Origin of the sequence: Halopseudomonas laoshanensis (assembly GCF_008365385.1) — a bacterium.
GTDB classification, from domain to species: Bacteria; Pseudomonadota; Gammaproteobacteria; order Pseudomonadales; family Pseudomonadaceae; genus Halopseudomonas; species Halopseudomonas laoshanensis.
The window spans coordinates 321,049-346,548 of the sequence record NZ_QOVF01000001.1 but is presented as its reverse complement, the minus strand read 5'-3'; the positions used below and the strand labels follow the sequence as shown (position 1 = coordinate 346,548).

Annotated in this window: 25 protein-coding genes; 10 read left to right on the top strand and 15 right to left on the bottom strand. The window is 57.6% G+C overall.

What is annotated here, in order from left to right; all coding sequences use genetic code 11:
- Window positions 1-31: 31 nt before the first annotated feature.
- The gene (gene grxD / locus DT594_RS01650; protein ID WP_149331083.1) at window positions 32-349 is read right to left on the bottom strand and encodes a Grx4 family monothiol glutaredoxin; all 318 of its coding nucleotides are present in this window, start codon (window positions 347-349) and stop codon (window positions 32-34) included.
- Window positions 350-439: 90 nt separating this feature from the next.
- Window positions 440-2,533: a molybdopterin oxidoreductase family protein gene (locus tag DT594_RS01645; protein WP_149331082.1), complete on the bottom strand. Its 2,094-nt coding sequence runs from the start codon at window positions 2,531-2,533 to the stop codon at window positions 440-442.
- A gap of 275 nt (window positions 2,534-2,808) precedes the next feature.
- On the opposite strand from DT594_RS01645, the gene argF reads away from it, so the two are divergent.
- Together argF and DT594_RS01635 are read left to right on the top strand one after the other, a co-directional pair.
- The gene (argF, locus tag DT594_RS01640; protein WP_149331081.1) at window positions 2,809-3,714 is read left to right on the top strand and encodes an ornithine carbamoyltransferase; all 906 of its coding nucleotides are present in this window, start codon (window positions 2,809-2,811) and stop codon (window positions 3,712-3,714) included.
- Window positions 3,715-3,768: 54 nt separating this feature from the next.
- The gene (locus DT594_RS01635; protein ID WP_149331080.1) at window positions 3,769-4,893 is read left to right on the top strand and encodes an ABC transporter ATP-binding protein; all 1,125 of its coding nucleotides are present in this window, start codon (window positions 3,769-3,771) and stop codon (window positions 4,891-4,893) included.
- An 87-nt stretch (window positions 4,894-4,980) separates the two neighbouring features.
- Here DT594_RS01635 and DT594_RS01630 read toward each other — a convergent pair whose 3' ends face one another.
- The gene (locus tag DT594_RS01630; RefSeq protein ID WP_149331079.1) at window positions 4,981-6,234 is read right to left on the bottom strand and encodes a serine hydrolase domain-containing protein; all 1,254 of its coding nucleotides are present in this window, start codon (window positions 6,232-6,234) and stop codon (window positions 4,981-4,983) included.
- Window positions 6,235-6,435: 201 nt separating this feature from the next.
- Between DT594_RS01630 and msrB the strand changes: the two genes are divergently transcribed.
- The 4 genes from msrB to DT594_RS18900 all read left to right on the top strand — a co-directional run bounded on the left by msrB (window position 6,436) and on the right by DT594_RS18900 (window position 8,440).
- Window positions 6,436-6,951, top strand: coding sequence for a peptide-methionine (R)-S-oxide reductase MsrB (gene msrB, locus DT594_RS01625; protein ID WP_149331078.1), 516 nt, complete (start codon window positions 6,436-6,438; stop codon window positions 6,949-6,951).
- Window positions 6,948-7,556 (top strand): peptide-methionine (S)-S-oxide reductase MsrA, encoded by a 609-nt coding sequence (gene msrA, locus DT594_RS01620; protein WP_149331077.1) that lies wholly within the window; start codon window positions 6,948-6,950, stop codon window positions 7,554-7,556. Before msrB ends, msrA begins: the two co-directional genes overlap by 4 nt.
- Before the next feature lie 101 nt (window positions 7,557-7,657).
- Complete coding sequence (locus DT594_RS01615) at window positions 7,658-8,137, top strand: FKBP-type peptidyl-prolyl cis-trans isomerase (RefSeq protein ID WP_149331076.1); 480 nt, start codon at window positions 7,658-7,660, stop codon at window positions 8,135-8,137.
- A gap of 126 nt (window positions 8,138-8,263) precedes the next feature.
- Complete coding sequence (locus DT594_RS18900) at window positions 8,264-8,440, top strand: hypothetical protein (RefSeq protein ID WP_096346047.1); 177 nt, start codon at window positions 8,264-8,266, stop codon at window positions 8,438-8,440.
- A gap of 68 nt (window positions 8,441-8,508) precedes the next feature.
- Here DT594_RS18900 and DT594_RS01610 read toward each other — a convergent pair whose 3' ends face one another.
- From DT594_RS01610 to DT594_RS01595, 4 genes are all read right to left on the bottom strand, one after another.
- Window positions 8,509-9,027 (bottom strand): GDYXXLXY domain-containing protein, encoded by a 519-nt coding sequence (locus DT594_RS01610; protein WP_149331075.1) that lies wholly within the window; start codon window positions 9,025-9,027, stop codon window positions 8,509-8,511.
- Window positions 9,024-10,085 carry a DUF4401 domain-containing protein gene (locus tag DT594_RS01605; RefSeq protein ID WP_149331074.1) on the bottom strand — a complete coding sequence of 354 codons (1,062 nt, stop codon included), beginning with the start codon at window positions 10,083-10,085 and terminating at the stop codon, window positions 9,024-9,026. Before DT594_RS01605 ends, DT594_RS01610 begins: the two co-directional genes overlap by 4 nt.
- Entirely contained in the window at window positions 10,085-11,056 is a 972-nt protein-coding gene (locus DT594_RS01600; RefSeq protein WP_149331073.1) for a DUF2157 domain-containing protein, read from the bottom strand. The genes DT594_RS01605 and DT594_RS01600 overlap by 1 nt, the downstream gene beginning before the upstream one ends.
- Window positions 11,057-11,176: 120 nt before the next feature.
- Window positions 11,177-12,613, bottom strand: coding sequence for an MFS transporter (locus DT594_RS01595; protein WP_149331072.1), 1,437 nt, complete (start codon window positions 12,611-12,613; stop codon window positions 11,177-11,179).
- A 341-nt stretch (window positions 12,614-12,954) separates the two neighbouring features.
- Here DT594_RS01595 and DT594_RS01590 point away from each other — a divergent pair, with 341 nt between their 5' ends.
- From DT594_RS01590 to DT594_RS01575, 4 genes are all read left to right on the top strand, one after another.
- On the top strand, window positions 12,955-14,154 hold the full coding sequence (locus DT594_RS01590) for a YbfB/YjiJ family MFS transporter (protein WP_425460500.1): 1,200 nt from the start codon (window positions 12,955-12,957) through the stop codon (window positions 14,152-14,154).
- Window positions 14,155-14,192: 38 nt separating this feature from the next.
- Window positions 14,193-14,642, top strand: coding sequence for an anti-virulence regulator CigR family protein (locus tag DT594_RS01585; RefSeq protein WP_246164523.1), 450 nt, complete (start codon window positions 14,193-14,195; stop codon window positions 14,640-14,642).
- Between the two features lie 142 nt (window positions 14,643-14,784).
- The gene (locus tag DT594_RS01580; RefSeq protein ID WP_149331069.1) at window positions 14,785-15,660 is read left to right on the top strand and encodes a DUF6279 family lipoprotein; all 876 of its coding nucleotides are present in this window, start codon (window positions 14,785-14,787) and stop codon (window positions 15,658-15,660) included.
- A gap of 76 nt (window positions 15,661-15,736) precedes the next feature.
- Window positions 15,737-16,792: an NAD(P)-dependent alcohol dehydrogenase gene (locus tag DT594_RS01575; RefSeq protein ID WP_149331068.1), complete on the top strand. Its 1,056-nt coding sequence runs from the start codon at window positions 15,737-15,739 to the stop codon at window positions 16,790-16,792.
- Window positions 16,793-16,796: 4 nt separating this feature from the next.
- Here the strand turns inward: DT594_RS01575 and pyrF are convergent, their stop codons facing one another.
- The 8 genes from pyrF to hisC all read right to left on the bottom strand — a co-directional run bounded on the left by pyrF (window position 16,797) and on the right by hisC (window position 25,433).
- Window positions 16,797-17,504 (bottom strand): orotidine-5'-phosphate decarboxylase, encoded by a 708-nt coding sequence (pyrF, locus tag DT594_RS01570; protein WP_149331067.1) that lies wholly within the window; start codon window positions 17,502-17,504, stop codon window positions 16,797-16,799.
- Window positions 17,505-17,541: 37 nt separating this feature from the next.
- Window positions 17,542-18,720 (bottom strand): lipopolysaccharide assembly protein LapB, encoded by a 1,179-nt coding sequence (lapB, locus tag DT594_RS01565; protein WP_149331066.1) that lies wholly within the window; start codon window positions 18,718-18,720, stop codon window positions 17,542-17,544.
- 5 nt (window positions 18,721-18,725) lie between these two features.
- Window positions 18,726-19,025: a lipopolysaccharide assembly protein LapA domain-containing protein gene (locus DT594_RS01560; protein ID WP_174958793.1), complete on the bottom strand. Its 300-nt coding sequence runs from the start codon at window positions 19,023-19,025 to the stop codon at window positions 18,726-18,728.
- A gap of 68 nt (window positions 19,026-19,093) precedes the next feature.
- Window positions 19,094-19,387, bottom strand: a complete 294-nt coding sequence (ihfB, locus tag DT594_RS01555) for an integration host factor subunit beta (RefSeq protein ID WP_096346058.1) — start codon at window positions 19,385-19,387, stop codon at window positions 19,094-19,096.
- 149 nt (window positions 19,388-19,536) lie between these two features.
- Window positions 19,537-21,219, bottom strand: a complete 1,683-nt coding sequence (gene rpsA / locus DT594_RS01550; RefSeq protein WP_022961938.1) for a 30S ribosomal protein S1 — start codon at window positions 21,217-21,219, stop codon at window positions 19,537-19,539.
- A 157-nt stretch (window positions 21,220-21,376) separates the two neighbouring features.
- The gene (gene cmk, locus DT594_RS01545) at window positions 21,377-22,069 is read right to left on the bottom strand and encodes a (d)CMP kinase (protein WP_149331065.1); all 693 of its coding nucleotides are present in this window, start codon (window positions 22,067-22,069) and stop codon (window positions 21,377-21,379) included.
- On the bottom strand, window positions 22,066-24,309 hold the full coding sequence (locus DT594_RS01540) for a bifunctional prephenate dehydrogenase/3-phosphoshikimate 1-carboxyvinyltransferase (RefSeq protein WP_149331064.1): 2,244 nt from the start codon (window positions 24,307-24,309) through the stop codon (window positions 22,066-22,068). The genes cmk and DT594_RS01540 overlap by 4 nt, the downstream gene beginning before the upstream one ends.
- Window positions 24,306-25,433: a histidinol-phosphate transaminase gene (gene hisC, locus DT594_RS01535; RefSeq protein WP_149331063.1), complete on the bottom strand. Its 1,128-nt coding sequence runs from the start codon at window positions 25,431-25,433 to the stop codon at window positions 24,306-24,308. Before hisC ends, DT594_RS01540 begins: the two co-directional genes overlap by 4 nt.
- Between the last annotated feature and the right edge of the window lie 67 nt (window positions 25,434-25,500).

The following is a 25,500-nucleotide window of genomic DNA, read 5'->3' as shown; positions in this document are numbered from 1 at the left end:
CGCCGGGCGGGTTCTGGTAACGCTGGAGCTATCAGGCTTTAGCCACGGCCTTGATCATAGTCGCCAGCTCACCTGATTCATGCAGTTCAGCGATGATGTCGCTTCCGCCAACCAGCTCGCCGTCAATCCACAGTTGCGGAAAAGTCGGCCAGTTGGCGTACTTTGGCAGCTCAGTGCGGATATCCGGGTTCTGCAGAATATCCACATAGGCGAACTTCTCGCCGCAGGCCATCAGTGCCTGCACGGCGCGCGCGGAAAAACCGCACTGGGGCGCGTTAGGCGCGCCCTTCATGTAAATCAGGACCGGGTTATTGCCGATCTGTTCTTTGATCGTATCGATGGTATCCATGGTGCTTCCTCTATAACAGTACCGAATGGGCCTAGTGTAACCCATTCAGCCCTGCGGCAATACCGGTCTCCCTAGAATGCTTCTCGCGCCTCAGGCTGCAACCACCTCCACGGTGACGCCATTGAGGGCAGCATTGCCGGTGACCGGATCAAGGAAGCGCTCATCGGTCAGATCATTAGCGCTGACGCCGGCATGCGCGGCGGCCACGTCCTGCTCGATGCCCTTACGATTATGCCCCCAGCCGTGAGGCAGGCTGACCACGCCTGCAAGCATCTCGTCACTGGCGACCACCGCCACTGTCACCTCGCCGACCCGTGAGCGCACTACCACCTGCTGACCATCACTCAGGCCACGGCTGGCCAGATCATCCGGGTGCATAAGCAATTGATCACGCGCCTTGCCTTTGACCAGACGCTGATAGTTATGCATCCAGGAATTGTTGCTGCGCACATGCCGACGGCCGATCAAACGCAGTTCGCCCAGCTTGGGGCGCATTTGCTGAATATCAGTGGCGAAGCGTTGCAGATCATCAAGAATGACCTGAGGTGCGCACTCAATCTGCTTGCTGGGGGTTTGCAGACGCGGCAACAGATTGGGTTTAAGCGGGCCCAGATCAATACCGTGCGGATGCTCCTTGAGCACTGCCAGGCTCAAGCGATCTTTATAAGGACCGCTGCGCAACGCGGCATCGACCATCATTTCCGGCGCCATGGTCTGCCTGGGTGTTTGGCCGAGCACCTTGGCGAACGCTTGACCCAGACCAACGAAAATTTCCCAGTCATGCAGACTGCCCTCTGGCTTGGGCAGAATCGGCAGGTTGATGCGGGTGACATTGCGTACGGCAAAATTATTGAAGGTAATGTCGTAATGATCGTGCTCTAGTGCCGCCGTCGGCGGCAGGATCACATCGGCATGCCGAGTCGTCTCATTGATGTACAGGTCGACGCTGACCATAAACTCCAGCCCTTCCAGCGCCCGATCCAGCTGTCGACCATTTGGCGTGGAAAGCACCGGATTGCCTGCTGAAGTCACCAAGGCACGAATCTGCCCCTCGCCGGGGGTAAGCATCTCTTCTGCCAAGGCTGCAACGGGCAACTCGCCATTGAACTCCGGCAGGTTGGATACCCGACTGCGCCATTTGTCGAAATGACCGCCTTTGCCCATACCCACCACATCAAAGGCGGGCTCCGTACAGAGTGCGCCGCCTGGCTGGTCGAGGTTACCCGTGACCAGGTTGATGATCTGGATCAGCCACTGGCAGAGGGTGCCATAGCGCTGGACGGACACACCCATGCGCCCGTAGCAGACAGCGCTATCGGCCGCAGCGAAATCACGTGCAAGCTGGCGAATCTTCTCGGCCGGAATGGCGCAATGCTCGGCCATGGCCTCGGCACTGAACGGCGCAATGGCGGCTTTAACATCCTCCAGCCCCAAGGTCGCCTGAAGGGCTGGGCTGTCCTTGACCAGTTTTTCATCAAACAAGGTATGCAGCAGACCCACCAACAGGGAGGCGTCAGTACCCGGCTGCACAAATTGATGCTCAGTAGCCTGCTCAGCCGTCTCGCTGCGCCGCGGGTCGACCACCACCAGTTTGCCACCGCGCGCCTTCAACGCTTTGATGCGCTTGCCCACATCCGGCACGGTCATGATGCTGCCGTTGGACGCCATCGGGTTGGCGCCGAGCATCAGGAAAAAATCGGTATGGTCGATATCCGGAATCGGGATTGCCAGCATGTGCCCGTACATCCACAACGACACCAGGTGGTGCGGCAACTGGTCTACCGAGGTCGCAGAATAACGCTGCTTGGTGTGCAACTGCCCGAGGAAATAGTTGCTGTGGGTCATCGAACCATAGTTGTGCACATTGGGGTTACCCATATACACCGCCACCGCGTTCTGCCCGTGCTCCTGCTGAATAGCTGCGAGGCGACTGGCAACCAACTCGAAAGCCTCTTCCCAGCCGATCTGCTGCCACTGTTCGCCGACCCGCTTGACCGGCATGCGCAAACGCTGAGGATCGTTCTGAATATCCTGCAGGGCGATGGCCTTGGGGCAGATATGCCCACGACTGAACGGATCCTCGTGATCGCCCTTGATTGAGAGGATCTGCTCACCCTCGGTCTCAATGGCCAGACCGCAAATGGCTTCACACAAATGACAGGCACGATAATGGGTTACAGGCATGGTGGTGACTCTGATGGTTTTTATGATTAATGTCTGGTCAATCATGCACTCTAGGCCCCGTCAGCCGGGCTCGCAAGAGGCAAAATACGCTGCCATTCAGTGATTGAATTGATTATCTTGGTGCACAAGCGCCGCGTGGCTATTTGCCTTGCAGCGGATTTTACCGATAAGATCGGCCCTTCACTTTTTTGGGTATGGCTTGTATCGGGCCTTTCGGGTCGCGATCGGCCTTTGTGTTTCCGGTCACTGGCCGCCCCATTTTCCAGGTAGTCAACATGACAGTACGGCACTTTCTTTCGTTGATGGATTGCACTCAGGCAGAGCTGATCAGCCTGATCAAGCGCGGCATCGAGCTCAAATCTCTGCACGCGCAGGGCGTGATTTATGAGCCGCTGAAGAACCGTGTTCTGGCAATGATCTTCGAGAAAGCGTCCACCCGTACTCGCGTGTCCTTTGAAGCCGGCATGATCCAGCTCGGTGGCCAGGCCATTTTTCTGTCACCGCGCGATACCCAACTGGGGCGCGGCGAACCGATCGAAGACAGCGCCCGGGTGCTGTCCAGCATGTGTGACGCAGTGATGATCCGCACCTTCGACCATGCTGATCTGGAAACCTTCGCCCAGTATTCCCGCGTGCCGGTGATCAATGGCCTGAGCGACGACCTGCACCCCTGCCAGCTACTGGCGGACATGCAAACCTATCTGGAACACCGCGGCAGCATTCAGGGCAAGACCGTGGCCTGGGTCGGCGATGGCAATAACATGTGCAACACCTTTATTCAGGCTGCCATGCAGTTTGATTTCCAGCTACGTATTGCTTGCCCGGAAGGTTATGACCCGGACCCGCAATTCCTCGCCCAGGCTGGCGATCGGGTTAGCGTGATGCGCGATCCCACGGAAGCGGTGCGCGGCGCGCATCTGATCAACACCGATGTGTGGGCGTCCATGGGTCAGGAAGATGAGGCCGAAGCCCGGCTGAAGCGCTTTGCGCCCTACCAGGTCACCCCTGCCTTGCTTGACCTGGCTGATGAGCAGGTACTGTTTATGCACTGTCTGCCAGCCCACCGGGGGGAGGAAGTCAGCAGCGAATTGATGGAGGATCCGCGCAGCGTGGTCTGGGATCAGGCCGAGAACCGTCTGCATGCGCAAAAAGCCCTGGTCGAGTTCTTGCTGGTCGAGTAACTCTGCGCAGCTGAACCACCTTGTTGAACCACATTGTTGGACCAGGAGTACGGTATGCCTGACAGCCACGGCATTGTGCTGGAACTGAATCAACTGGCCTGTGGGTATGCCGACCATCCGGTTGTCACGGATCTGAACATCCACCTACGCAGCGGCGATATCGGCTGTTTGCTCGGCCCCTCTGGTTGCGGCAAAACGACCAGTCTGCGGGCTATTGCTGGCTTTGAACCCATTACCGGTGGCGAAATTCGCCTGGATGGCCGCAGCCTGTCGACCCCAACCCGGCGCGTATCACCCGAAGCTCGCCGTATCGGCATGGTGTTTCAGGATTACGCATTGTTCCCGCACCTGACAGTGCAGGAAAATGTCGCCTTTGGCATCAGCAAGCACCCCGACCGCAAGACCAAGGTCGCCGAGCTGCTGGAGCTGGTTAAACTCGCTCCGCTGAGCAAACGCTACCCGCATGAATTGTCCGGCGGCCAGCAGCAACGGGTGGCCCTGGCCCGCGCGCTGGCGCCCGATCCCAAACTACTGTTGCTGGATGAACCCTTCTCGAATCTGGACGGGGAATTGCGCCGCCGACTCTCGGGTGAGGTACGCGATATTCTCAAACTGCGCGGCACCAGTGCCATGCTGGTCACCCATGATCAGAACGAAGCCTTTGCCGTCAGCGATCATGTCGGCGTGCTCAAGGACGGTCATCTGCAACAGTGGGACACACCCTACAATCTCTACCATGAGCCTGCGACGCCCTTTGTCGCCAGCTTTATTGGTCAGGGCTATTTTATCCGCGGCCAGCTCATATCACCGGATACGGTGCAAACCGAACTGGGCGTGATTCGCGGCAACCGTGCCTATCAATTGCCCGCCGGCAGCGCGGTGGACGTGCTGCTGCGTCCGGATGACATAGTCGGCGAACAGCACAGCAGCCTGCGCGCCACCATTATCGGCAAAACCTTTCTCGGCGCGACCACGCTATACCGCCTGCAGCTGCCCACCGGCAGCATTCTGGAGTCGATTTTCCCCAGCCATGACGATCACTCATTAGGAAAGTCCCTGGGCATACGCATCGCCGCAGACCACCTGGTGGTGTTTGCCGCGCAAGGCAGCGTCAACCTGCACGCGCAATTGCCGCTGGAACAGGTACTGGGCGCCGATCCCAGCAATGTTTCCAGCTAGTTCAGCTCCCTACCCTGCCTTGATTCACGTGCAAAACCCCGATCGGCTGAAACAGCCGACCAGGGTTATGTGAGCGCGCTGCAGCGTTCAGGGTGCAGGTCTATAGAGGATATGGCTTGCGGTGCCATGTACCACGCGGGAGTGGCGGTAATCGGTGTTTTGCATCATGCCCAACACAATAATCTTATTGCTCGGATCCACCCACATCCACGGCCCATGAATACCCCACCACCAATAGGTATTCTCCGGCAGGTAACCGGCCGGCTCGGGCTCGCTGACCACCGCCACGTTCAGCCCGAAAAGGTTACCCGGCGCCCAATCCGGACCTGCTACGCCCTCAGGCAACTGATTGGTGCGCATCATCTGCACCGTCTCCGGCTTGAGTAGCCGCACCCCGTCGAGCTCCCCTTCATTCAACAGCATCCGCGCAAACCGCAGATAGTCATCCATGGTGGATACCAGCCCGCCACCGCCATTAAGGAACCTAGGCTTGGTCAACCAGGGCTTGTTCGGATAAGGTTGCAGGCCTTTCTCGGGGTCAGGCGTATAGGACACCGCAAAGCGGTCCTGCTTTTCCTGCGGAACATAGAAGCCGGTATCAACCATTTTTAGCGGCGTAAAAATGCGGGTCTGCAGAAATTCGTCAAAAGCCATGCCTGACATGACCTCTACCAGCCGCGCCTGCACATCCACTGCCACGCTGTAATGCCACCGCGTACCCGGCTGCTGCCGGAGCGGAATCCTGCCTAGCTTGGCAACCATATCCGCCAGTGTGGTATCGATATTCTGAATGTCCTCGCGCACATAGAGTTCATCCACCTGGGACTGTGAGAAACGTCCGTAGGTAAACCCGGCAGTGTGGGTCATCAGTTCGCGAATAGTGATCGGGTGATCTGCAGCTTCCGTCTCTGGCTGGCCATCCGCGCCCTCACTCACCGCCACGCGCAGACCCTTGAGCTCAGGCAAATACTCTTCAACCGGATCATCGAGCTGGAACTTGCCTTCTTCATACAGCATCAGCAAGGCAGTGCCGGTAATCGGTTTGGTCAGGGAAAAAATCTTGTAAATCGTATCTTCGCTTAGCGGCTGGTTTTCCTCGATATTCTGGTACCCGGTCTGCTGACGATGTACCGTTTTACCGTCCTGCCATACCAGCGTCGCTACCCCTGCCAACTTGCCATCGGTAACCTGCTTTTGCATCGCCTGGGTCAGCATCTGCAAACGCGGTTCGGTAATACGATAAGCCTCAGCTTCCTGGGCGTGTGCTGCCAGACTGCTTACCCCCAGCATCAGCGCCAATATCCAGCGCAAATTGGCCTTGCGGCCTACTCTGTAGTTCATTGCTTGCTCCCTGATAAATCAGCTTATTGTTATGTTGATGCGGCTGCCCCTGCGCCACACCATCGCCACTCGATCAAACTCTACAATACATCCCTTCAGCCCAGCTATTTTTATACATCTTATGAAACGATGTGGCCGTGTAATTTTCTGCCATGGGCATAGTCTTATCCTGTGCAAGCAACAACTCCTGAAGGACATGATATGAATCGCAGAACACTGTTGGCAGGCTTTCTCGCCCTACCGGCGCTCCCGGTAATGAGTCGTCTGAGTCTGGCAGATACCCATGAGGTTGGCATGAGCTTCGAACCGTTGGACGTACCGCATAGTTTCTGGAAAGACAAAGTGTCTGCCGAGGCCTTTGAAGTGCTGTTTGAAGAGGCAACCGAGCGGCCCGACAGCAGCCCGCTTGATAAGGTTTATGACGCAGGTACCTACATTTGTGCTGCCTGTTACCTACCTCTGTTCCGAAGCGAGGACAAGTTCGACAGCGGCACCGGCTGGCCCAGCTTCACCCAGCCAATCAAAGGCCACATGGGCACCAAACAGGACTTCAAATTGATCTGGCCGCGCACCGAGTATCACTGCGCCCGCTGCGGTGGTCACCAAGGTCATGTATTCAAGGACGGCCCTCCGCCGACCGGCGAGCGTTGGTGCAACAATGGTGTAGCGCTGCGTTTCGTACCTGAAAATGAAACCCTGCCGGAGTTGAGAGCATGAGCAAGTTATTGTCCGCCCTGGCATTGGGTTTGCTGAGCCTTCAGGCGCTTGCCAACCAACCTCTTGAACAAGGCCCCGAAGGTTCAGAAATGGCGGTGTTCGCTGGAGGATGCTTCTGGTGCACTGAGGCGGATTTCGACAAGGTGCCCGGTGTTGTAGATACCATTTCCGGGTATATTGGCGGTGACGCCGACTCAGCCACTTACCCGCAAGTCTCGGCGGGTGGCACCCAGCACATCGAGGCGGTAGCGGTATTTTACGACCCGCGCGAAACCAACTATACAAAGCTGGTGGAAGCTTTCTGGCCGACCATTGACCCGGTTACGCCAAATGCGCAGTTCTGTGATCGCGGCCCGCAGTATCGAAGTGCATTGTTCTATGCCGACGAGCAGCAGCGAGAAATTCTGCAGCAGTCCAAACAGGCGCTGGCGGATTCGGGCAAGCTGGAAAAACCCATAGTGACCGAAATCCTTCCGCAGACAGCCTTCTATCCCGCCGAGGATTATCATCAGGACTACTACACGAAAAATCCCATTCGCTACAATTTCTATCGGAGCCGTTGCGGGCGGGACGATCGGCTGGAAGATATATGGGGAGCGAAGTAAGCATTGCCTCCGAGTTGGAAAATCTCGCTCAGGGCCTGATAATGCCCTCACTTACTAGGCACATATCAGTCACCAGTCAGCCCTGAGCGGAAATCACCACGATGCAGATCAGCAATAACAGCGTAGTTCAGTTCCATTACACCCTGTCCGATGCCACCGGCGAGATCGAAAGCTCCCACAATCACGATCCTATCCTGTACTTGCACGGCCAGCCCGGTTTGATCGATGGTCTGGTGGAAGCTCTTGAAGGACGTCAAGCTGGGGACAATTTCAGCGTTACCCTGACCGCAGATAAGGCCTACGGCCCGCGGCTGGATGATGCGATCCAGAAAGTGCAGGTCAAACGCCTGCAAGGCGCCAAGAAGTGGAAGCCAGGTATGGTTGCCGTTATTCAAACGGATCAAGGACCTCGCCAAGTTACCATCGTCAAAGTCGGACTCTCCCAGGCCGAGGTGGATTCCAACCATCCGCTGGCTGGCAAGGATCTGACCTTCGCTATAGAAATTCTGGATGTACGCGAGGCTAGCGAAGAAGAATTGGCTCACGGCCATGCCCATGGTGCAGGCGGGCATCACCACTAAAACAGTCTCAGTAGGCTTCCTGCAACGGCCGGCCATCGGCCCGTTGCAGGCGGCCTAATCAATTGTTTAGCAAAATGCAACAAAAAAGTGTAGAATGCTCGCCTACTTTTACTCAGGCAGGTGAACATGTCAGCAAAAACCGCCCCAAGCAAACGCAAGGCCGACGCAGCCGTCGCCACCAGCCAATCCATTGATAATCAGATTGATGCTTTTATCGCCTCTGGCGGTGAAATTCAAAAGATTCCCAATGGCAAGAGTGGTCAGGTCTACGGTGCTCCTCGTCCAGGCCGTCCGGCCAAGTAAGCATTACGCACTGCAAATCTGCGTTACGGTAAGGGCTAGACCGCAATTTATTGAGTCCAGCCCACCGTTCAGCGCCGACTGAAGCCCAACACATTCAAATTCTCATCATGCAAGCTGACCAGTAGCGACGTGCCATCCTCCGCTACGCGAAAGCCACCCCAATCTGCCTGCTCGTAAACCGCCGCAGTTCCCTCTTGAAAGAAAAACGCGTTAGGTCCCAAGCTGAAGCGGCTACCCTGCTGGCGTACGCGCATGCTGACCTGGCCCTTGTGGCTATCGACAGTATCCGCCAGTGCCAAAAATGACGTCCTACCCGCCTCATCAACAGCCAACCGCGCGTAGGCAGGCTGATCGCCACTTTGCATTTGTTGCAGAGCCATCTGCGCTTCCAGCTCGCGATTCAAGGCAAACTCCAGCGCCATGTAATCGCCCTGCATCAATGAACGTGGATCTACCGGCGCCAGCTCCAAATACACCAACTGACCGTCGCGCAGAGTGCGCTCATGGCTCATGATCGCGAAGCACGCCGCCGCCATGACCAACAGCCAGGCCGCCACCATCGCGGGCCACCACCGTGTTAACGTCATAGCGGCCTCCACAACAGACTTTTCAACCCCTGCCTGATCGCCAGCAGCGACAAACCACTAGCGCAGAGCAGCAGCGATTTGTGCAGCAGCGAAATGTGCAGGCTGTAATAAAACTCGGCCAGGTAGAACAAGGCAAAGGCCGGCACCAGCACACTCCAACTGCGGCTACCGGCATGATAAACCGCCAGCCCGAGCGCGCAACTTATCAGCAGACCCGGAGCCTGATAGGTCAGTATCAGCAAAAGCCCGGCGGCGAGCAAAACGGCAATACGCGTTCTGACCGACTCGCTGCGCAGCAGCCACCCCAGGGTCAATAATAATAATGAGCCTGGCCCGAGATGAATCAACAGCCATACCCCAGCTGGGGCCGTAATCGCAGACGTATGCTGCGACATGACGTCGAGCAGGCCTTGATGCCCATATAGCGCCAGTAATAACGCCATGAGCGTGGCGGCGTCGGTTAGCGCCCGCAGATGCAATGCGTAGCGGGCACTCACCCAGGATGAGCGCAGCAACCAGGAGACGATGGCCATGCAGGCCAGCAATAATCCGTAAAGCGTCAGACCCGGGCCGCTGCCTAGCAGCACCGCAATACTGGCGAAGACCAACAGTGCACAAAGGCGCCGAAACAGTATCGATCCCGGCGCGAGCAGCAATCCGGCCGACAAAGGCAGGCAAACAATAGCCGCCGAACGCATTTCGTCGCTTGCAGCCATGGCGTCGGCCAGCACATACACCAACAGTCCTTGACCGCCAAGGGCAAAGGCCAAGCCCATCTGCTCAGGAAACACCCCAGGCCGACCAAACAGCCACAACCCGGCGCACAGCATTAGCACACCGGCCAGCGCCATCCCCGCCGGGCCATCCAGCAGCAATACCGAAGGTCCAACCAGCGAGCCGATCAGAAATAAGGAGGAAACCCAGGCCGCCAGGCCAAGCAGGATCGATAGCCACCAAGGTGAATCCACCCCTGCCGATAAGCGCTCACGCTGTTCCTGGCTTAGCCCGGCAGGCTGCTGGATCTGGTCCAGCAAGGTTTGCACTTCGACCTTGTTCATCAGCGGCCCCCCCGGTAGATGCGGTGCAGCCAGAGCGAGGCCAGGGCGCTACTCACCACGACAAACAAGCCGATCGCATTAAAGGCAAAGAACCCCTCATGCTCCATTAGTAGCTTGAACAACCCGCCTGTGACCAGGGCAATAAGCCCGAACAACAGGAGCGCAAGAATCGGCAAGTCCAGCCGCCACCAGCGGTACAAGGGCACGCCCAGCAAGCTAGCGCCAGCGAACCCGATCAACAGCGGTAGGAAAGCCTCCTGCCACCAGCTAATCATCGCGCCGACCAGCAACGCGCTGAGCCCCGCCAGCGCGCAAATGCGGTGCAGCGCCCTGCCCCTATGGCCAAGCAGCTTAGCGCCGAATATCTCGAATAGCGCCAAAGCGGCAAGGTTCGCCAGCGCGATTATCAGCAGTGCGTCGTGACCACTGAAGCCTGCGAACAAGCCAAACCACATCGAGGCACTGAAAAAGCGCAGCAGCGCGAGATTAGCCACCGCCCAGCACAGCGCCCAGCAGGCGGTAGAGCGTGACAACACTACCCAGGGCAACATCAGTAGCGCCCATGCGGCAAACAACTGCCAGATATCGGCGCCGGTCTGGTAAGTCTGCCCAATCAATGCCAAAAACGCGCCTGTGGCAATACAACAACCCAGCAAAGCAGCTTGCTGCAGTACAGAGCGGTAATGACTGAACAGCGCGATGGCGGTAAAGCCGCTAAGCACGCCAGCGGCCACCGAAAACTTGGCAAAGCGCGGAAATGCATCCCAATTCCAGGCGAAGAAAAACACCACACCGACACCCACCAACAGCACCCCGGCACATGCCAGCAGCCGATCCAGAAGCCACTGCCATTGACCTGCCTGCGGAGCAAGCTGAGCCGGTGTAGCGCAGGCTTGAAGCTGCGGGCCTTTCAGATAACCCCGTTCAGTCCAACTCAGAAGCTGATCGCGTTGTTGCAAGCTCAATGACATGTGCCAGTCATTCCTTTTAAACGGCTATTTAGCTGAGATGACAGCATAGCGGTACAAAGGCACATGGAGATAGCGACGGGTTCTCAATCAGCTGGCCGCCCCTTGCCGGGGCGGCTGTTTTCAAGGCTGCTGAGGTTCAAGCTGCAATCGCGCGTTACGGCGCACTACCCATTGATGAATACGCTCCTGACGGTCTGCGGTCAGCGGATACTTCCAGGCCACCGCAAACGCAGCCATATAGAGGATGACCGGGCCGATGATGTAGAGCAGTCGCAATGCCATCAACTGGGTGTCCGAATGCGTGGTCGCGGTAGCGTCAAAGCCGACCAGCGCCAGCAGGCCGAGCGACAACCCCAGGCCGATCGCCATGGCGAATTTCTGCGCCATACCGGACATAGCGAAGAACAGGCCGGTGCGATGCTCCTTGCTGCGTGCGGTATCCAGATCGACGATATCAGCGAGCATGGACAGCGGCAGGAACTGGAAGGCGGCAAAACAGAAGCCCTTAAGTGCGAACATGATCGCAAACGGCAGCAGCTGACCGGCCTGCAGGAAGAACATGCCAAGAATACTGGCACTGGATACACCCACCGCAACACAGAAGGCCCGGTGCTTGCCAATCCGCTTACCGAGAATCAGCCAGAACGGAATCCCGAGAATGCCCACGCCAAAGTACAGCAGGTACATCAGACCGATCTGCGCCTGGATCTGAATAATGTGCTGCATAAAGAACACGGAGAGTGCATTGCGGAAGGATTCGCCGATTACCACGATCAACAGCATCAGCATCATGCGTTTGAACGGGCCATTATTCTTCAGCACCCGCATACCCTTTTTCCAATCGGTACGCTGTACCGATTGCGGAGGAGCTTCCTTGACCTTGGTAACGACCAGCAGAACCGTCAGCGGCAGCAGGATCAGCAGCAGCCACGCCATCCCTGCGAGGATCGGACCGTAACCCGTGCCCAGCTGACCATCGGTGCCAACGGCCCAGACCACCGCATTCATCCAGAAGCCGTCGGTATCTCCAGCCTGGAAGCGCGCGCCCATGGACTGCACTATGGCTGGCGCCAATGCCGCGAGGAACAGACCAATCAATACAAAGCCTTCGCGCGAGGCGGTTACACGGCTGCGTTGGTGGTACAGCGGCGAAAGTTCTGCGCCCCAGGCGCCGTAGGGCAAGGTCACCATGGTCCAGCCAAGGTACATAATCACGGTCCAGAGCAACAGATGACCGAGCCCGACACCGTCAGGCGGCATGAAGATCATGATGGTACCGATCAACATCAAAGGCACACCCATGATCAGCCAGGGCTTACGGCGGCCGATGCGGGTCTGCCAGCGGTCACTCAGCGTGCCGATTAGCGGGTCAGTAATGACATCGGTCATTCGGGCAAATACCAGCACTAGCGCCATCAGCGCCATGTTCAGCCCGACTTCCTGCGCATAGAATGGCGGCAGATAGACCACCAGCGGGTAACCGATGATCGCCAGCGGCATGCCGACCGAGCCGTGAATGAGGATGGTGGAACGTTTGAGAATACCGGACTGGCTCATATTCACCCCTGCAGAGAATCGCCCAGTTCGGAAACCGAAGCTGGCGCTTTTATTTTTATCGGCTCGCTCGCAGTGACCGAGCAAACGGCAGTTATGTGGCGTTTGCGCAACACTGGCGGGTTTTGCTCAGCTGATTCTATGCCAGCCTGCAACCATTACAACCATGCGCTTGGGCCACCGTTGCAACGCCCGGCGCAGATGGATCACCACGCACCGCGTCGCTGCTCGCAGAAGCACGAACCACAAGGCTTGCGGACGTTATTTGCAGAAGGGATTAAACTTATTCAGCTTCCTTATGGTGCTTTCAGCAGCAATGGAAGCGCGCCGCCAAGCCCGGTAAGATGGCGGCAATTCAGGAGCAGAATTTGCCATCTCAGCCTCTTAGCATCACCAAAGTCGTTTCGGCAGGCGCCCTTCTGTTACTGGTGGTGCATGGGCTAGGGCGCTTCGTATACACCCCGCTGATGCCGCGGCTAGTCGCCGATGGCCAGCTTCTGCTCAGTCAGGCTGCGGATATTGCCAGCTGGAATTATCTGGGCTATCTGCTCGGCGCCCTACTGGCGATTCGCTGGGCAACCCCGTCCGGTATTCGCCGTGTCACCCCCTGGGCGTTGGCGCTGCACTGCCTCACCTTGCTATGCCTGACGCAGACCGACTCTCTGCTCTGGATCAGTACCCTGCGTTTGGGTAACGGTATCAGTAACGGCATCGTCTTCGTATTGGTGCCAGCACTGGTGCTTGAATGGCTGGCGGGCGAAGGACGCATTCGGGCCAGCGGGCTGATTTATCTGGGCGTCGGGTTGGGGCTGCTGCTCTCCAGCGCGCTGGTTAGTCTCAGTGATGAGCTGCTGGCCGGCGCGGCGCGCTGGTGGCCTGCGGCCCTGCTCAGTATCCCATTGGGTTGGTGGAGCTGGCTGACGTTGAGCAGAATTTCGATCTCGCCGTCGCTTACAGCACCTAAGGGCATACCAGCCGGGCGGCAGAGCCTGTTTGATCGGCACAGTCAGCCACTGTTCTACGCGTATGCGGGAGCTGGGTTGGGTTACATCCTGCCGATGACCTTTTTGCCCATGCTCGCGAGCTTGCAGTTAGGCGCCAGTTCGCCGATGGTCAGCCAAAGTTGGCTGATTGTCGCCCTGGCCGCCCTGCCCTCGACCTGGTTATGGAACCGGCTAGGCAGTCAGTTTGGTGATCGCAATGTGCTCATCGTTAACTATGTGCTGCAACTGTTTGGCGTGCTCGCAGCAATACTGCTGCCCGCGCAGTGGGGCATCATGCTCTGCAGTCTGCTGGTTGGGGGCAGCTTTCTCGGTGCAGTGCTGCTGACCCAGCGCCTGGCGCGCAGCCTCCAACCTACGCAGGGCCCCAGGCTCTCGGCAGCGCTGATAGCACTGTACGGTGGGACCCAGCTGATTGGTCCCTGGCTGGTGAGGCAGGGTTTCGACTACGGCATCAGCTTGCAGGCGAGCCTGTGGTTCGGTGCTGCTGCCCTGTTAGCCAGCTTTATCTGCATGCTGAAAGTCGCGGATCTGCGTCATTAATGCACTCAGTGAACCTCCTTGGCTGGATTGTGCTCTAATTGAGCAAAGGAGAAACACCAATGACACTGTTTAAAATCACCTTCATCCCCCTTTCTGCCATCACGTTAGCGCTGACCCTTGCCTCTGCCAGCGCCCTCGCCCAGCCTCCCCATGACAAGGGAAAAAAGGACAAAAAGCAGGATCATCACCATTCAAGCCATGAACAGGACAAACACTCGATAACCATCGAGGAAGCTGTCGTTCGCAGTATCTTCAGAGACCAACGCAGCTACCTGGAACCGGCCAAACCACTCCCACCCGGCATCCGCAAGAATTTGGCTAGAGGTAAGCCGCTGCCTCCCGGCATTGCCAAGCGCTTTGATGACCGACTGGAGTCGCGCCTCCCGCATTACCCCGGTTACAACTGGCGCCAGGTCGGTACCGATGCCGTCTTGGTATCAGCAGCAACGGGCATTATCGAGAGCATTCTGCTCAATGTGCTGAATTAAACGTGTACGGAGCTGCTTTACCAGATGGCCTGGCAGCTCCGACACCTCATGACATGTTTTTGTCGGCAAACTCAGCGCAAATAGTATTACTCTCCGACAATAGTCATCTTCGCACGCGACTAAAAATACCGGATTCGACGGCATGCCCCTATTACGATCGATTCGCTTACGCCCCCTTGCTCTGTTCTTGTGCCTTTGCGCGCTGACCTCCTGCAGCTCTACCCGCCTGGCCTATAGCAATTTGAACTGGCTTATAAGTTGGAAGACCGGCGACTACATCCCCTTGACCAGCACACAAAAAAATTGGCTCTCTACGCGCGTTGATGAGCATCTGGACTGGCATTGCAGCATTGAAATCCCCGACTACAGATCTTTGCTGACCAACTTGCAAACCACCCTGGCACTTGATGACCTTCAAGCCAGCTCTTTAATCGATCAAATCCCGCAGTTTGAACCGGCTGTGGACCGGGTATTGCTCGAGATAGCCCGGACAATGGCGGAACTGTTCCAGCAACTGGACGATTCGCAGGTCGCAGCACTGGAAGCCAACCTAGCTGAGCAGCATCAGGAAATGCACGACAAATTTGTGGCTCCCGACTCGGCGACACAAGCTGAGGAACGCAGCGAGCGCCTTGAAAAGCGCTTGCGACGATGGCTCGGCCGCATCAATGAGAGTCAACGCCAGCGTATCGAGAGCTGGTCGGTGGATATGGAAGACCAGAACCGTATCTGGCTGGACAACCGCCAGCACTGGCAGCAACAACTGCTTGCGACACTTCGGTCGCGTTCGGATCCAGGTTTTACGACGCAAATCACTGATCTGTTGATCGAACGCGAGCGCTATTGGACGACAGAGTTCAAGGAGCAGACCGATATCAATAGCCGCAGAGGTGCAGCCATGCTCGCCGACGTGATTAACCTGGCCAGTGACAAGCAGCTGACGCGAATGCGCGAGCAGTTCGCCATACTGGATCAGGACCTGCAGCAGATGCAGTGCGAGCCATCCACTCCCGCTTGATTCAGATCAATAGCTGCGCCGGGCAAGCCGTTAGAGTAGTGGAGGCATAACTTCTACCGCACTCTGGAGGCTCCCCATGTCCACTATGCAGGCAGCCGTCTGGCTGTCACCTGGCCGGATCGAGATTCAACAGCGCCCAATACCCGAGCCCGGGCCCACAGATGCAGTGTTGCGCGTCACCACTACCACCATCTGTGGTACAGACGTGCATATCCTCAAGGGCGAATATCCGGTCAAACCCGGTTTGATCATCGGCCATGAACCGGTCGGCGTGATCGCAAAACTCGGCAATGCGGTGCAGGGTTATCAGGTTGGCCAGCGGGTAATCGCCGGCGCCATCACTCCCTGCGGCCAATGCCATCCCTGCCTCGACGGCATAACCAGCCAATGCGGTGGCAAGGCAATGGGCGGCTGGCAACTCGGCAACACCATTGACGGTTGCCAGGCCGAGTACGTATTGATCCCCAACGCCCAGGCGAATTTGACGCCAGTACCGGACAGTCTCAGTGACGAACAGGTATTGATGTGCCCGGATATCATGAGCACCGGATTTGGCGGCGCCGAAAGTGGAGGTATTCGGATTGGCGATACCGTAGTGATTTTTGCCCAGGGACCGATCGGACTGTGCGCTACCGCTGGCGCGAAACTGATGGGCGCCACGCGAATCATTGTCGTCGATGGCGTCGGCGAAAGGCTGGAGATTGCCAAACGCCTGGGCGCCGACATAACCATCAACTACAGGACGCAGGACCCGTTGGAGCAGATCATGGCGATCACTGCTGGCAAGGGCGTGGATGTGGCCATTGAGGCGCTGGGCACTCAGCAGACCTTCGAATCCTGCCTGCGGGCCCTGAAACCAGGCGGCACGCTGTCGAGTCTAGGGGTTTACTCGGGCAAGCTGTCAATGCCGCTGGATGCGATAGCGGCCGGCCTGGGCGACCACAAGATCATCACCACCCTGTGTCCCGGCGGCAAGGAGCGGATGCGCCGGCTGATGGAAGTGGTTGCATCTGGCCGCGTCGATCTGACGGCCATGGTCACGCATAGGTTCAAACTGGCAGACATCGTCGCTGCCTATGACCTGTTCAGTCATCAGCGTGATGGCGTGCTCAAGGTCGCCATCACGCCCTGACTGATCAGACGCTAACGGACAGTTCAGCGACGATGTCCGCCAGCGCCTGTGCAGGATCGGGTGCCTTGGTGATGGGGCGCCCGATAACCAGGTAACTGCTGCCATTTTCGATGGCCTGCAGCGGCGTCACAATACGTCGCTGGTCATCGGCAACGGCGTCAACGGGTCTGATTCCCGGTGTAACCAACAGCAGATCATTACCCAGGGCACTGCGCAGCGCCTTGGCTTCGCGGGCGGAACAGACCACCCCATCCAAGCCACATTCCTGAGTCAGCCGCGCTAGCCGCTGCACCTGTACCATGGGTTCGATGTCCACCCCGACTTCCAGCAGATCTTCCTGCTCCAGGCTGGTTAGAACGGTGACTGCAGTCAGCAGAGGGCGGTGACCACGACGGCCATCCAGCGCCTCGCGGCAGGCTTCCATCATTCGCCGCCCGCCACCAGCATGCACATTGACCATCCACACACCCAATTCCGCCGCTGCTGACACCGCGCCAGCAGTCGTATTCGGGATGTCATGGAATTTGAGGTCGAGAAAGACTTCAAAGCCCAACTGGTGCAATCGCTCGATCACCGCAGGGCCACTGCTGGTGAACAGCTCCTTGCCAACCTTGACGCGGCACTGTGCCGGGTCAAGCTGCTCAGCCAGAGCCACGGCGGCAGACATATCAGGAAAATCCAGAGCAACAATAACGGGGGTTTGGCAGGGCATGCATTTATCCTGTTTAAGAACGTCCATGATGACTGTCTTACGCAGCCTCACGCCCCTTGAGGGGTCTGATGGTTGACCAACCGTGGCAGGTGGGGCATTGCCAATGCAGCTTCTTGGCCAAAAAACCACAGGAAGCGCAACGGTACGGGAGCTTGTCTACGACCAGCGCCTCGACGATGCCCCGCAGGATCAACAAATTGTCACGGCCTTTGGCCTCGACATGATCCAGATGCAGGTCAATCAGATAGAGCAATCCCCGAAGGGAAGGTTGTTGTTGAATATGGGCCAGCACGAAATGACTAACCTCATGCAAGCTGGCCTGGGACTTGAGCTGATCCGCTCGGGCCAACACGCTTTGAACCTGCGGTTGCGCGCTACTGGCTATCACCCGATCCAGATACTGCACCATGTCAAGGGCGCCATTATCAGCGCAGCGACGTATCAGCGGCAAGGCTTGGGGCACAAAATCAGCGTCTTTCTCCGCCAGACGGTTCAGCCAGCGTTGTGCCGCTTGCGGCTGCCCTTGATCCAGATCCAGTTCAGCCAGCATCAACATTGCCCTGATGCAACCGCTGTCGGTATCGAGCGCCTGGCCAAGATGCTTTCGCGCGGCGGACTGGTTGTTACCCTGAAGCAAAACCAGAGCCCGTTCGCAATGGTAGTGTGCCAGTGTCACAGCAAACGCTGAGCGCTCCTGAACCAGTTTGGTACCGACAAGTATCGCACTGTCCCACTCATGTTCGCGCTCGTGCACCTTGACCAGATCGATCAGAGCCTCAGCCCGCAGCGGCGAGGCAGCCTCCACCAGCTCCTCAAGCAAGCGTTCAGCGCGGTTCAGCATACCCACCGCAAGGTAGTCCCTGGCGAGCTCCAACTGCACCCGATCGGCCTGCGGACGGCTCAGATTGGGCCGAGCCAGCAGGTTCTGATGGACTTTGATCGCCCGCTCCACGTCACCGCGCTGGCAAAACAGTTTGCCAATGGCGATGTGCGTTTCGACGGTTTCAGGATTGACTTCAAGCGCGCGGATGAAGGTTTCGATGGCCTCATCGGGCTGTTCATTCAGAAGGTAGTTCAAGCCAATAAAATACTGCCGATCCAGCGCGCTCCCATGCGGCTCAAGCATGAAGCCAACCTTGATTGCTTCACGCCGCCCCAGAAACCAGCCAATTCCCAAGGCCAATACAAAGAGTCCAAGGAACAGCAATTCCTGCATGGGAATCAGTCCTTGATGGGCTGAGTACGCAGCTTGTCGACTTCCTTGCGGTAACGATTGAGCTCGTTGCTCTGAACCATCAACTTGAGACGTAGCCGGGTAGTAATCAACCAGCCGACAAAGACGCCGAGCAGGCTGCCAAGAATAAAGGCGATAACGATATACAGCGAGAGGGGTAATTCGGGGGATTGCAGCTCAAGAAACTGAAGTTGAATGCCTTGCTGGTTTTCCAGCATGAAATCCAGGGTCGCCAGGGCCACAAGCAGAAGAATAACAATCAGTACCGCGCGCTTTAGCCATTGCATACCACTCGACTCCAGTCCATTCATATAGCCCGCAGTATAGCGCAAGGGAAACGCGGCTTGATACCGCTTCAGGCCATTTGCAGCGACTCGTTAACTCTATCGCGCAGCTCCTTGCCAGGCTTGAAGTGCGGCACATATTTGCCTTCAAGTTCCACGGAGTCGCCGGTTTTAGGATTACGGCCGACACGCGGTGCACGGTAATGCAGAGAGAAGCTGCCAAAGCCTCTTATCTCTATGCGCTCACCGGTGGCCAGTGCCTGTGACATATGTTCCAGCATGGTCTTGATCGCCAATTCCACATCCTTGGCTGATAGCTGCCCCTGCTGTTCCACTATGCGCTCGATCAACTCCGACTTGGTCATGGTTTTTCCTTTTTTATCAAGCGGCTAGATCCGTTTCATTCGGTTTTACCATGCCTGGCCATTAGCCGCAAGCTTACGACGTGACGCTGGAATGACGGGCACAAAAAAGGGCGACCGAAGTCGCCCTTTTTCTGGTGGAACCCAAAGGCTTAGTTGCCCTTGTTCTCCATCTGCTGCTTGATCAGATCACCAATGGTGGTCGGACCGGAAGCCTGCATTTCCTGCTTGCGCAGGTCCTGGATGGCTTCTTTCTCGTCTTCAACATCCTTGGCCTTGATCGACAGGCTGATCACGCGGCTCTTGCGATCGATGCTGATGATCTTGGCTTCGATTTCGTCGCCGACATTCAACACGTTACGCGCATCTTCAACACGGTCACGGCTGATTTCGGAGGCTTTCAGAGTGCCTTCGATTTCTTCCGCCAGGGTAATTACTGCACCCTTGGCATCCACTTCCTTGACGATACCGTTGAGGATGGTGCCTTTCTCGTTCAGCGAAGCGAAGTTGGAGAACGGATCGTCTTCCAGCTGCTTGACGCCCAGAGAAATGCGCTCGCGCTCGGGATCAACAGACAGGATGACGGTTTCGATCTCGTCGCCCTTCTTGAAACGACGCACGGCTTCTTCGCCAGCTTCGTTCCAGGAGATGTCGGACAAGTGAACCAGGCCGTCGATGCCGCCGTCCAGACCAATGAAGATACCGAAATCGGTGATCGACTTGATGGAGCCGGAGATCTTGTCGCCCTTGTTGAACTTGCTGGAGAACTCTTCCCATGGGTTCATCTTGCACTGCTTGATGCCCAGGGAGATACGACGACGGTCTTCGTCGATATCCAGAACCATAACTTCTACATCGTCGCCCACCTGGACAACTTTGGAAGGATGGATGTTCTTGTTGGTCCAATCCATTTCGGATACGTGTACCAGACCTTCAACGCCTTCTTCCAACTCGGCAAAGCAGCCGTAATCGGTAAGGTTGGTGACCTTGGCGGTAACACGAGTACCTTCAGGGTAACGACCGGTGATGGCGACCCATGGATCTTCACCCAGTTGCTTCAGACCCAAAGAAACACGGTTGCGCTCGCGGTCGAACTTCAGCACCTTGACATCGATCTCGTCGCCAACATTGACGATTTCGGAAGGATGCTTGATACGCTTCCACGCCATGTCGGTGATGTGCAGCAGGCCGTCTACGCCGCCCAGATCGACGAATGCGCCGTAATCTGTGAGGTTCTTGACGATACCTTTGACAACCTGGCCTTCCTGCAGGGTTTCCAGCAGGGCTTCGCGCTCGGCACTGTTCTCGGCTTCGAGGACGGCACGACGGGAAACGACAACGTTGTTGCGCTTCTGGTCAAGCTTGATGACCTTGAATTCCAGTTCCTTGCCTTCCAGGTGCGTGGTGTCGCGCACAGGGCGGACATCGACCAGGGAGCCAGGCAGGAACGCGCGGATAGTGTTGACGTCGACGGTAAAGCCACCTTTGACCTTGCCGTTGATAACACCCTTGACGATTTCTTCTGCGGCGAAAGCTGCTTCGAGGACTTTCCAGGATTCGGCGCGCTTGGCCTTCTCACGGGACAGTTTGGTCTCACCGAAACCGTCTTCAACGGCTTCCAGTGCAACGTGAACCTCATCACCCACCTTGATCGTCAGCTCGCCCTGATCGTTCAGGAACTGCTCACGCGGGATGACACCTTCAGACTTCAAGCCAGCATGAACGGTGACCCAATCGGAGTCGATGTCCACGATGATACCGGTGATGATGGAACCCGGCTGCATGTCGAGGGTAACTAGACTTTCTTCAAAAAGTTCGGCAAAGCTTTCGCTCATTTGGAATCCTGTAAATGGTTATTTAGGCAGTAACCGCCTGGCCGCTTGTTATCGCGCGCCCTGCAGCCCACATACCCGCCACATCACCAGCTGATGTGGGTTGATTATAAAATGCCCGTTGCCGGCCAGGCTGGTTTCCCGGCAGCGGATGGCCTGATCAGCCCTGCAGGTCGCGCTCGCGCGCTTCCTTCAGCACTGATTCAAGTACTTCTTCAATCGACAAGTGAGTCGAATCAAGCAATATGGCATCGTCTGCGGGGCGCAAAGGCGCCACACTGCGATTCATATCACGCTCGTCACGAGCCATAATCTCATCGAGAAGACTCGCCAGATTAGCAGTTTCACCCTTTCCGAGCAACTGCTTGTGGCGCCGTTCAGCCCTTTCATGCGGGCTGGCAGTCAAAAACACCTTTAACTGCGCGTCGGGAAACACCACAGTACCCATGTCGCGACCGTCCGCCACCAGCCCCGGCGCTTCACGGAAAGCCTGTTGACGGTTGAGCAACGCTTCACGCACCGCCGGAATCGCTGCTACCTGCGAGGCGCCAGTGCCCATGGTTTCGGTACGGATCGCACGAGTGACATCTTCACCCTCAAGAATAATCCGCTGATCGCGCTGCCCGTCTTCTGCGATAAACTGTACATCCAGATAGGCTGCCAGAGCCTTGAGCCCTTCTTCGTTAGTCAGGTCCACACCATGATTCTGCGCGGCATAGGCCAGCAGCCGGTAAAGAGCTCCCGAATCCAGCAATTTCCAGCCCAGTCGGCTGGCCAACAGACCAGCGATAGTGCCCTTGCCGGACCCGCCGGGTCCGTCGATGGTGATAACCGGAATAACTTGATCTGTCACGCGTTCTCCTCCGACCGAACCTGTATGCCGACCGAACTGGCCAGCGAGACAAAGCCCGGGAATGACGTCGCCACGTTGGCGCAATCAGTGATAAGAATATCTCCTGCAGCACGCAGGGAAGCGACACTGAAAGACATGGCAATACGATGGTCGCCGTGACTGTCGACTTGACCACCCTGAATCTGACCACCTTCGATAATAATACCGTCGTGGGTGGGCTCTGCTTTGATCCCCAGCGCCTGCAGACCGTCAGCCATTACCTGGATGCGGTCGGATTCCTTGACCCGCAACTCCTCGGCGCCGCGTAAAACTGTGCGGCCTTCCGCGCAAGCGGCAGCCACGAACAGCACCGGAAACTCGTCGATGGCCAACGGCACCTGATCGATCGGGATCTCGATGCCTTTGAGTGGTGCGTAGCGCACCCGGATATCCGCCACCGGCTCACCACCGACCTCGCGCTCGTTTTCCAGGCTCAGGTCACCACCCATTGCACGCAGAATATTGATTACGCCGATCCGCGTCGGATTGATGCCTACATGCTCAAGCAGCAAGTCAGAGCCTTCGGCGATGCTCGCCGCAACCATGAAAAACGCCGCCGAGGAAATATCCGCCGGTACGTCGATCTTGCAGGCGCTGAGCTTGTGGCCCGGTTCAATAGTGACCTTGGCACCTTCGACCTTGACCGGATACCCGAAGCCCTTGAGCATTCTCTCGGTATGGTCGCGCGTGGGCGCGGGCTCGACCACCGAGGTGCTGCCCGCAGCATAAAGCCCGGCCAACAACAGGCAGGATTTCACCTGGGCACTGGCCATGGGCATAGTGTAGTCCATGCCCATCAAACGGCTGTCGCCCATGATACGCAGCGGCGGCCTGCCCTCGTCGGCGGTGTCGATTCGCGCGCCCATTTCCCGCAGGGGTTTTGCTACGCGGCCCATGGGCCGTTTGGTCAGAGACGCATCGCCCATCAGCACGCTGTCGAACATCTGCCCGGCGAGCAATCCGGATAGCAGGCGCATGGAGGTGCCCGAATTACCGACATAAAGGGGTCCAGGAGGCGCCTGCAACCCGTGCAGGCCTACGCCATTTATGGTCACCCGCCCCTGATGGGGGCCATCAATCACCACGCCCATGTCACGGAATGCCTGCAAGGTGGCCAGGCTGTCTTCGCCCTCAAGAAAGCCTTCCACCTCGGTAACTCCTTCCGCCAGCGAACCAAGCATGATTGAGCGGTGCGAAATGGATTTGTCGCCGGGTACGCGGATGCTGCCCTGAACGCGCCCACCAGGGCTGGCAATAAAATTACAGACTTGTGTTTGCATAGGTTCCATATACGCCCTGCGGGCCAAAATAGTACTGAAGTGTTCGCGCGCCGCCTTAGCCCGGGTAAATACCCCGAGCAAGGTGTTCGCATCGTCAGACGCTATTGCGTTACGCAAGCGATCCAGATCATGAGTGAAGGCATCCAGACTCCGAAGAACCGCGTTCTTGTTGGCAAGAAAAATATCCCGCCACATCACCGGATCGCTCGCGGCAATCCGGGTGAAATCCCTGAAACCACCGGCGGCATAACGAAAAATATCCTGGTTTTCGCTGCGGCCAGCCAGCGTATCAACCAGTGAAAAAGCCAGCAAATGCGGGAGATGGCTGGTTGCCGCGAGCACTTCGTCATGATCAGCTAGCGGCATATGTTCAACATCTGCGCCCAGCGTCTGCCACAGGGCGGTAGTCAGCTTCAGCGCCTCGGCGCTGGTTTCATCCAGCGGCGTGAGGATCACCTTGTGGCGCTTGAATAGCTTAGCGCTTGCCGCTTCGATCCCGCTTTTTTCCGAACCAGCAATCGGGTGGCCCGGGACGAAGCGCTTCGGCACACTGCCAAATGCCAGCTCAACCGCTTTGACCACCGCACCTTTGGTGCTGCCGACATCAGTCAGAACCGCGTTGCCCAGCTCCAGCGCCGCCAATTCGGCCAGGACCGCTTCCATCGCCAGCACCGGCACCGCTAACAGAATAACATCAGCGCCCTGCACCGCCTCCGCCAGGCTGTCCGTCACGCGATCCACCACGCCGAGGGGCAACGCCTGCTCGCGTGTGACTGGATTGGCATCACAACCGACTACCTCGCGGCACACACCCGATTCGCGGATGCCTTTGGCGAAGGAACCCCCAATCAAGCCCAGACCGACCACCGCCAGGCGCCCGATGGTCGCGCTCGCAGGAGACAGCGTTTTCACATTGCTCACTCGCCAGCACCTGCTGCATCAGCCAGTACCTGGCCCAGCACCTCAAGGAACCGCTGGTTCTCTTCCGGCAAGCCGATGGATACGCGCAAGTGGTTGGGCATCCCGTAGTTGGCAACTGGCCGCACGATCACGCCCTGACGCAGCAGGCCCTGAAACACCGGTGCAGCTTCACGCCCCAGGTCCACGGCAACAAAGTTGCCGCGCGAAAAAATCCAGCTCAGCCCCAGCGAGGTAAAGCCCGCTTCCAGCTGCGCCATGCCTTCGCGGTTGATTCTGCGGCTTTCCGCCAGGTATGCCTCGTCTTCCAGCGTCGCCAGCGCTGCAGCCTGAGCCAGACTGTTAACGTTGAAAGGCTGACGCACGCGATTCATCGCATCGGCAATCGCCGGCTGGCAAATGCCATAACCCACGCGCAGAGCAGCCAGACCATAAGCCTTGGAGAAGGTGCGAGACACCAGCAAATTCGGATATTGCGTCAGGTAATCCAGCCCGTTGGGCACATCACCGGTTTCGACGTACTCGGTATAAGCCTCATCCAGCACCACGATCACGTTTTCCGGCACCTTGGCGAGAAAGCGCTCCAATGCCGGGCGCTCAATCCAGGTGCCAGTCGGGTTGTTCGGGTTGGCAATAAACACCAAACGGGTCGCCGGGGTGATCGCCGCTGCCATGGCATCCAGATCATGCCCCCAATCACGTGCGGGCACGACCACAGGCCGAGCACCCACGGCCTGGGTAACAATCGGATAGACCGCAAACGCATGCTCACTGAAGACGACTTCATGCTGCGGGCTGACAAAGGCGCGGGTAATCAGCTCGAGAATATCGTTTGAGCCATTACCCAGGGTGATCATCGACGTGCTCACACCCAGGCGCTCGGCCAGCGCCTGCTTGAGCAGAAAGCCGTTGCCATCAGGGTAGCGCGTCAATTCGGCGAAGGCACTTTTTAGCGCCTCCAGCGCCAGTGGACTGGGGCCCAGCGGGTTTTCATTGCTAGCCAGCTTGACGATATCTTCGGCACGCAGGCCAAATTCGCGGGCCAGCTCTTCAACCGGCTTGCCTGGCACATAGGGCGACAGTTTTTGTACACCCGGCAATGCCAGGCTGAGAAAATCACAGGTCATAACACGAGCCTCAAGCTACAAGCCTCAAGCCGCTCCGTCTGCCTTTGTTTGCAGCCTGCAGCTTGCG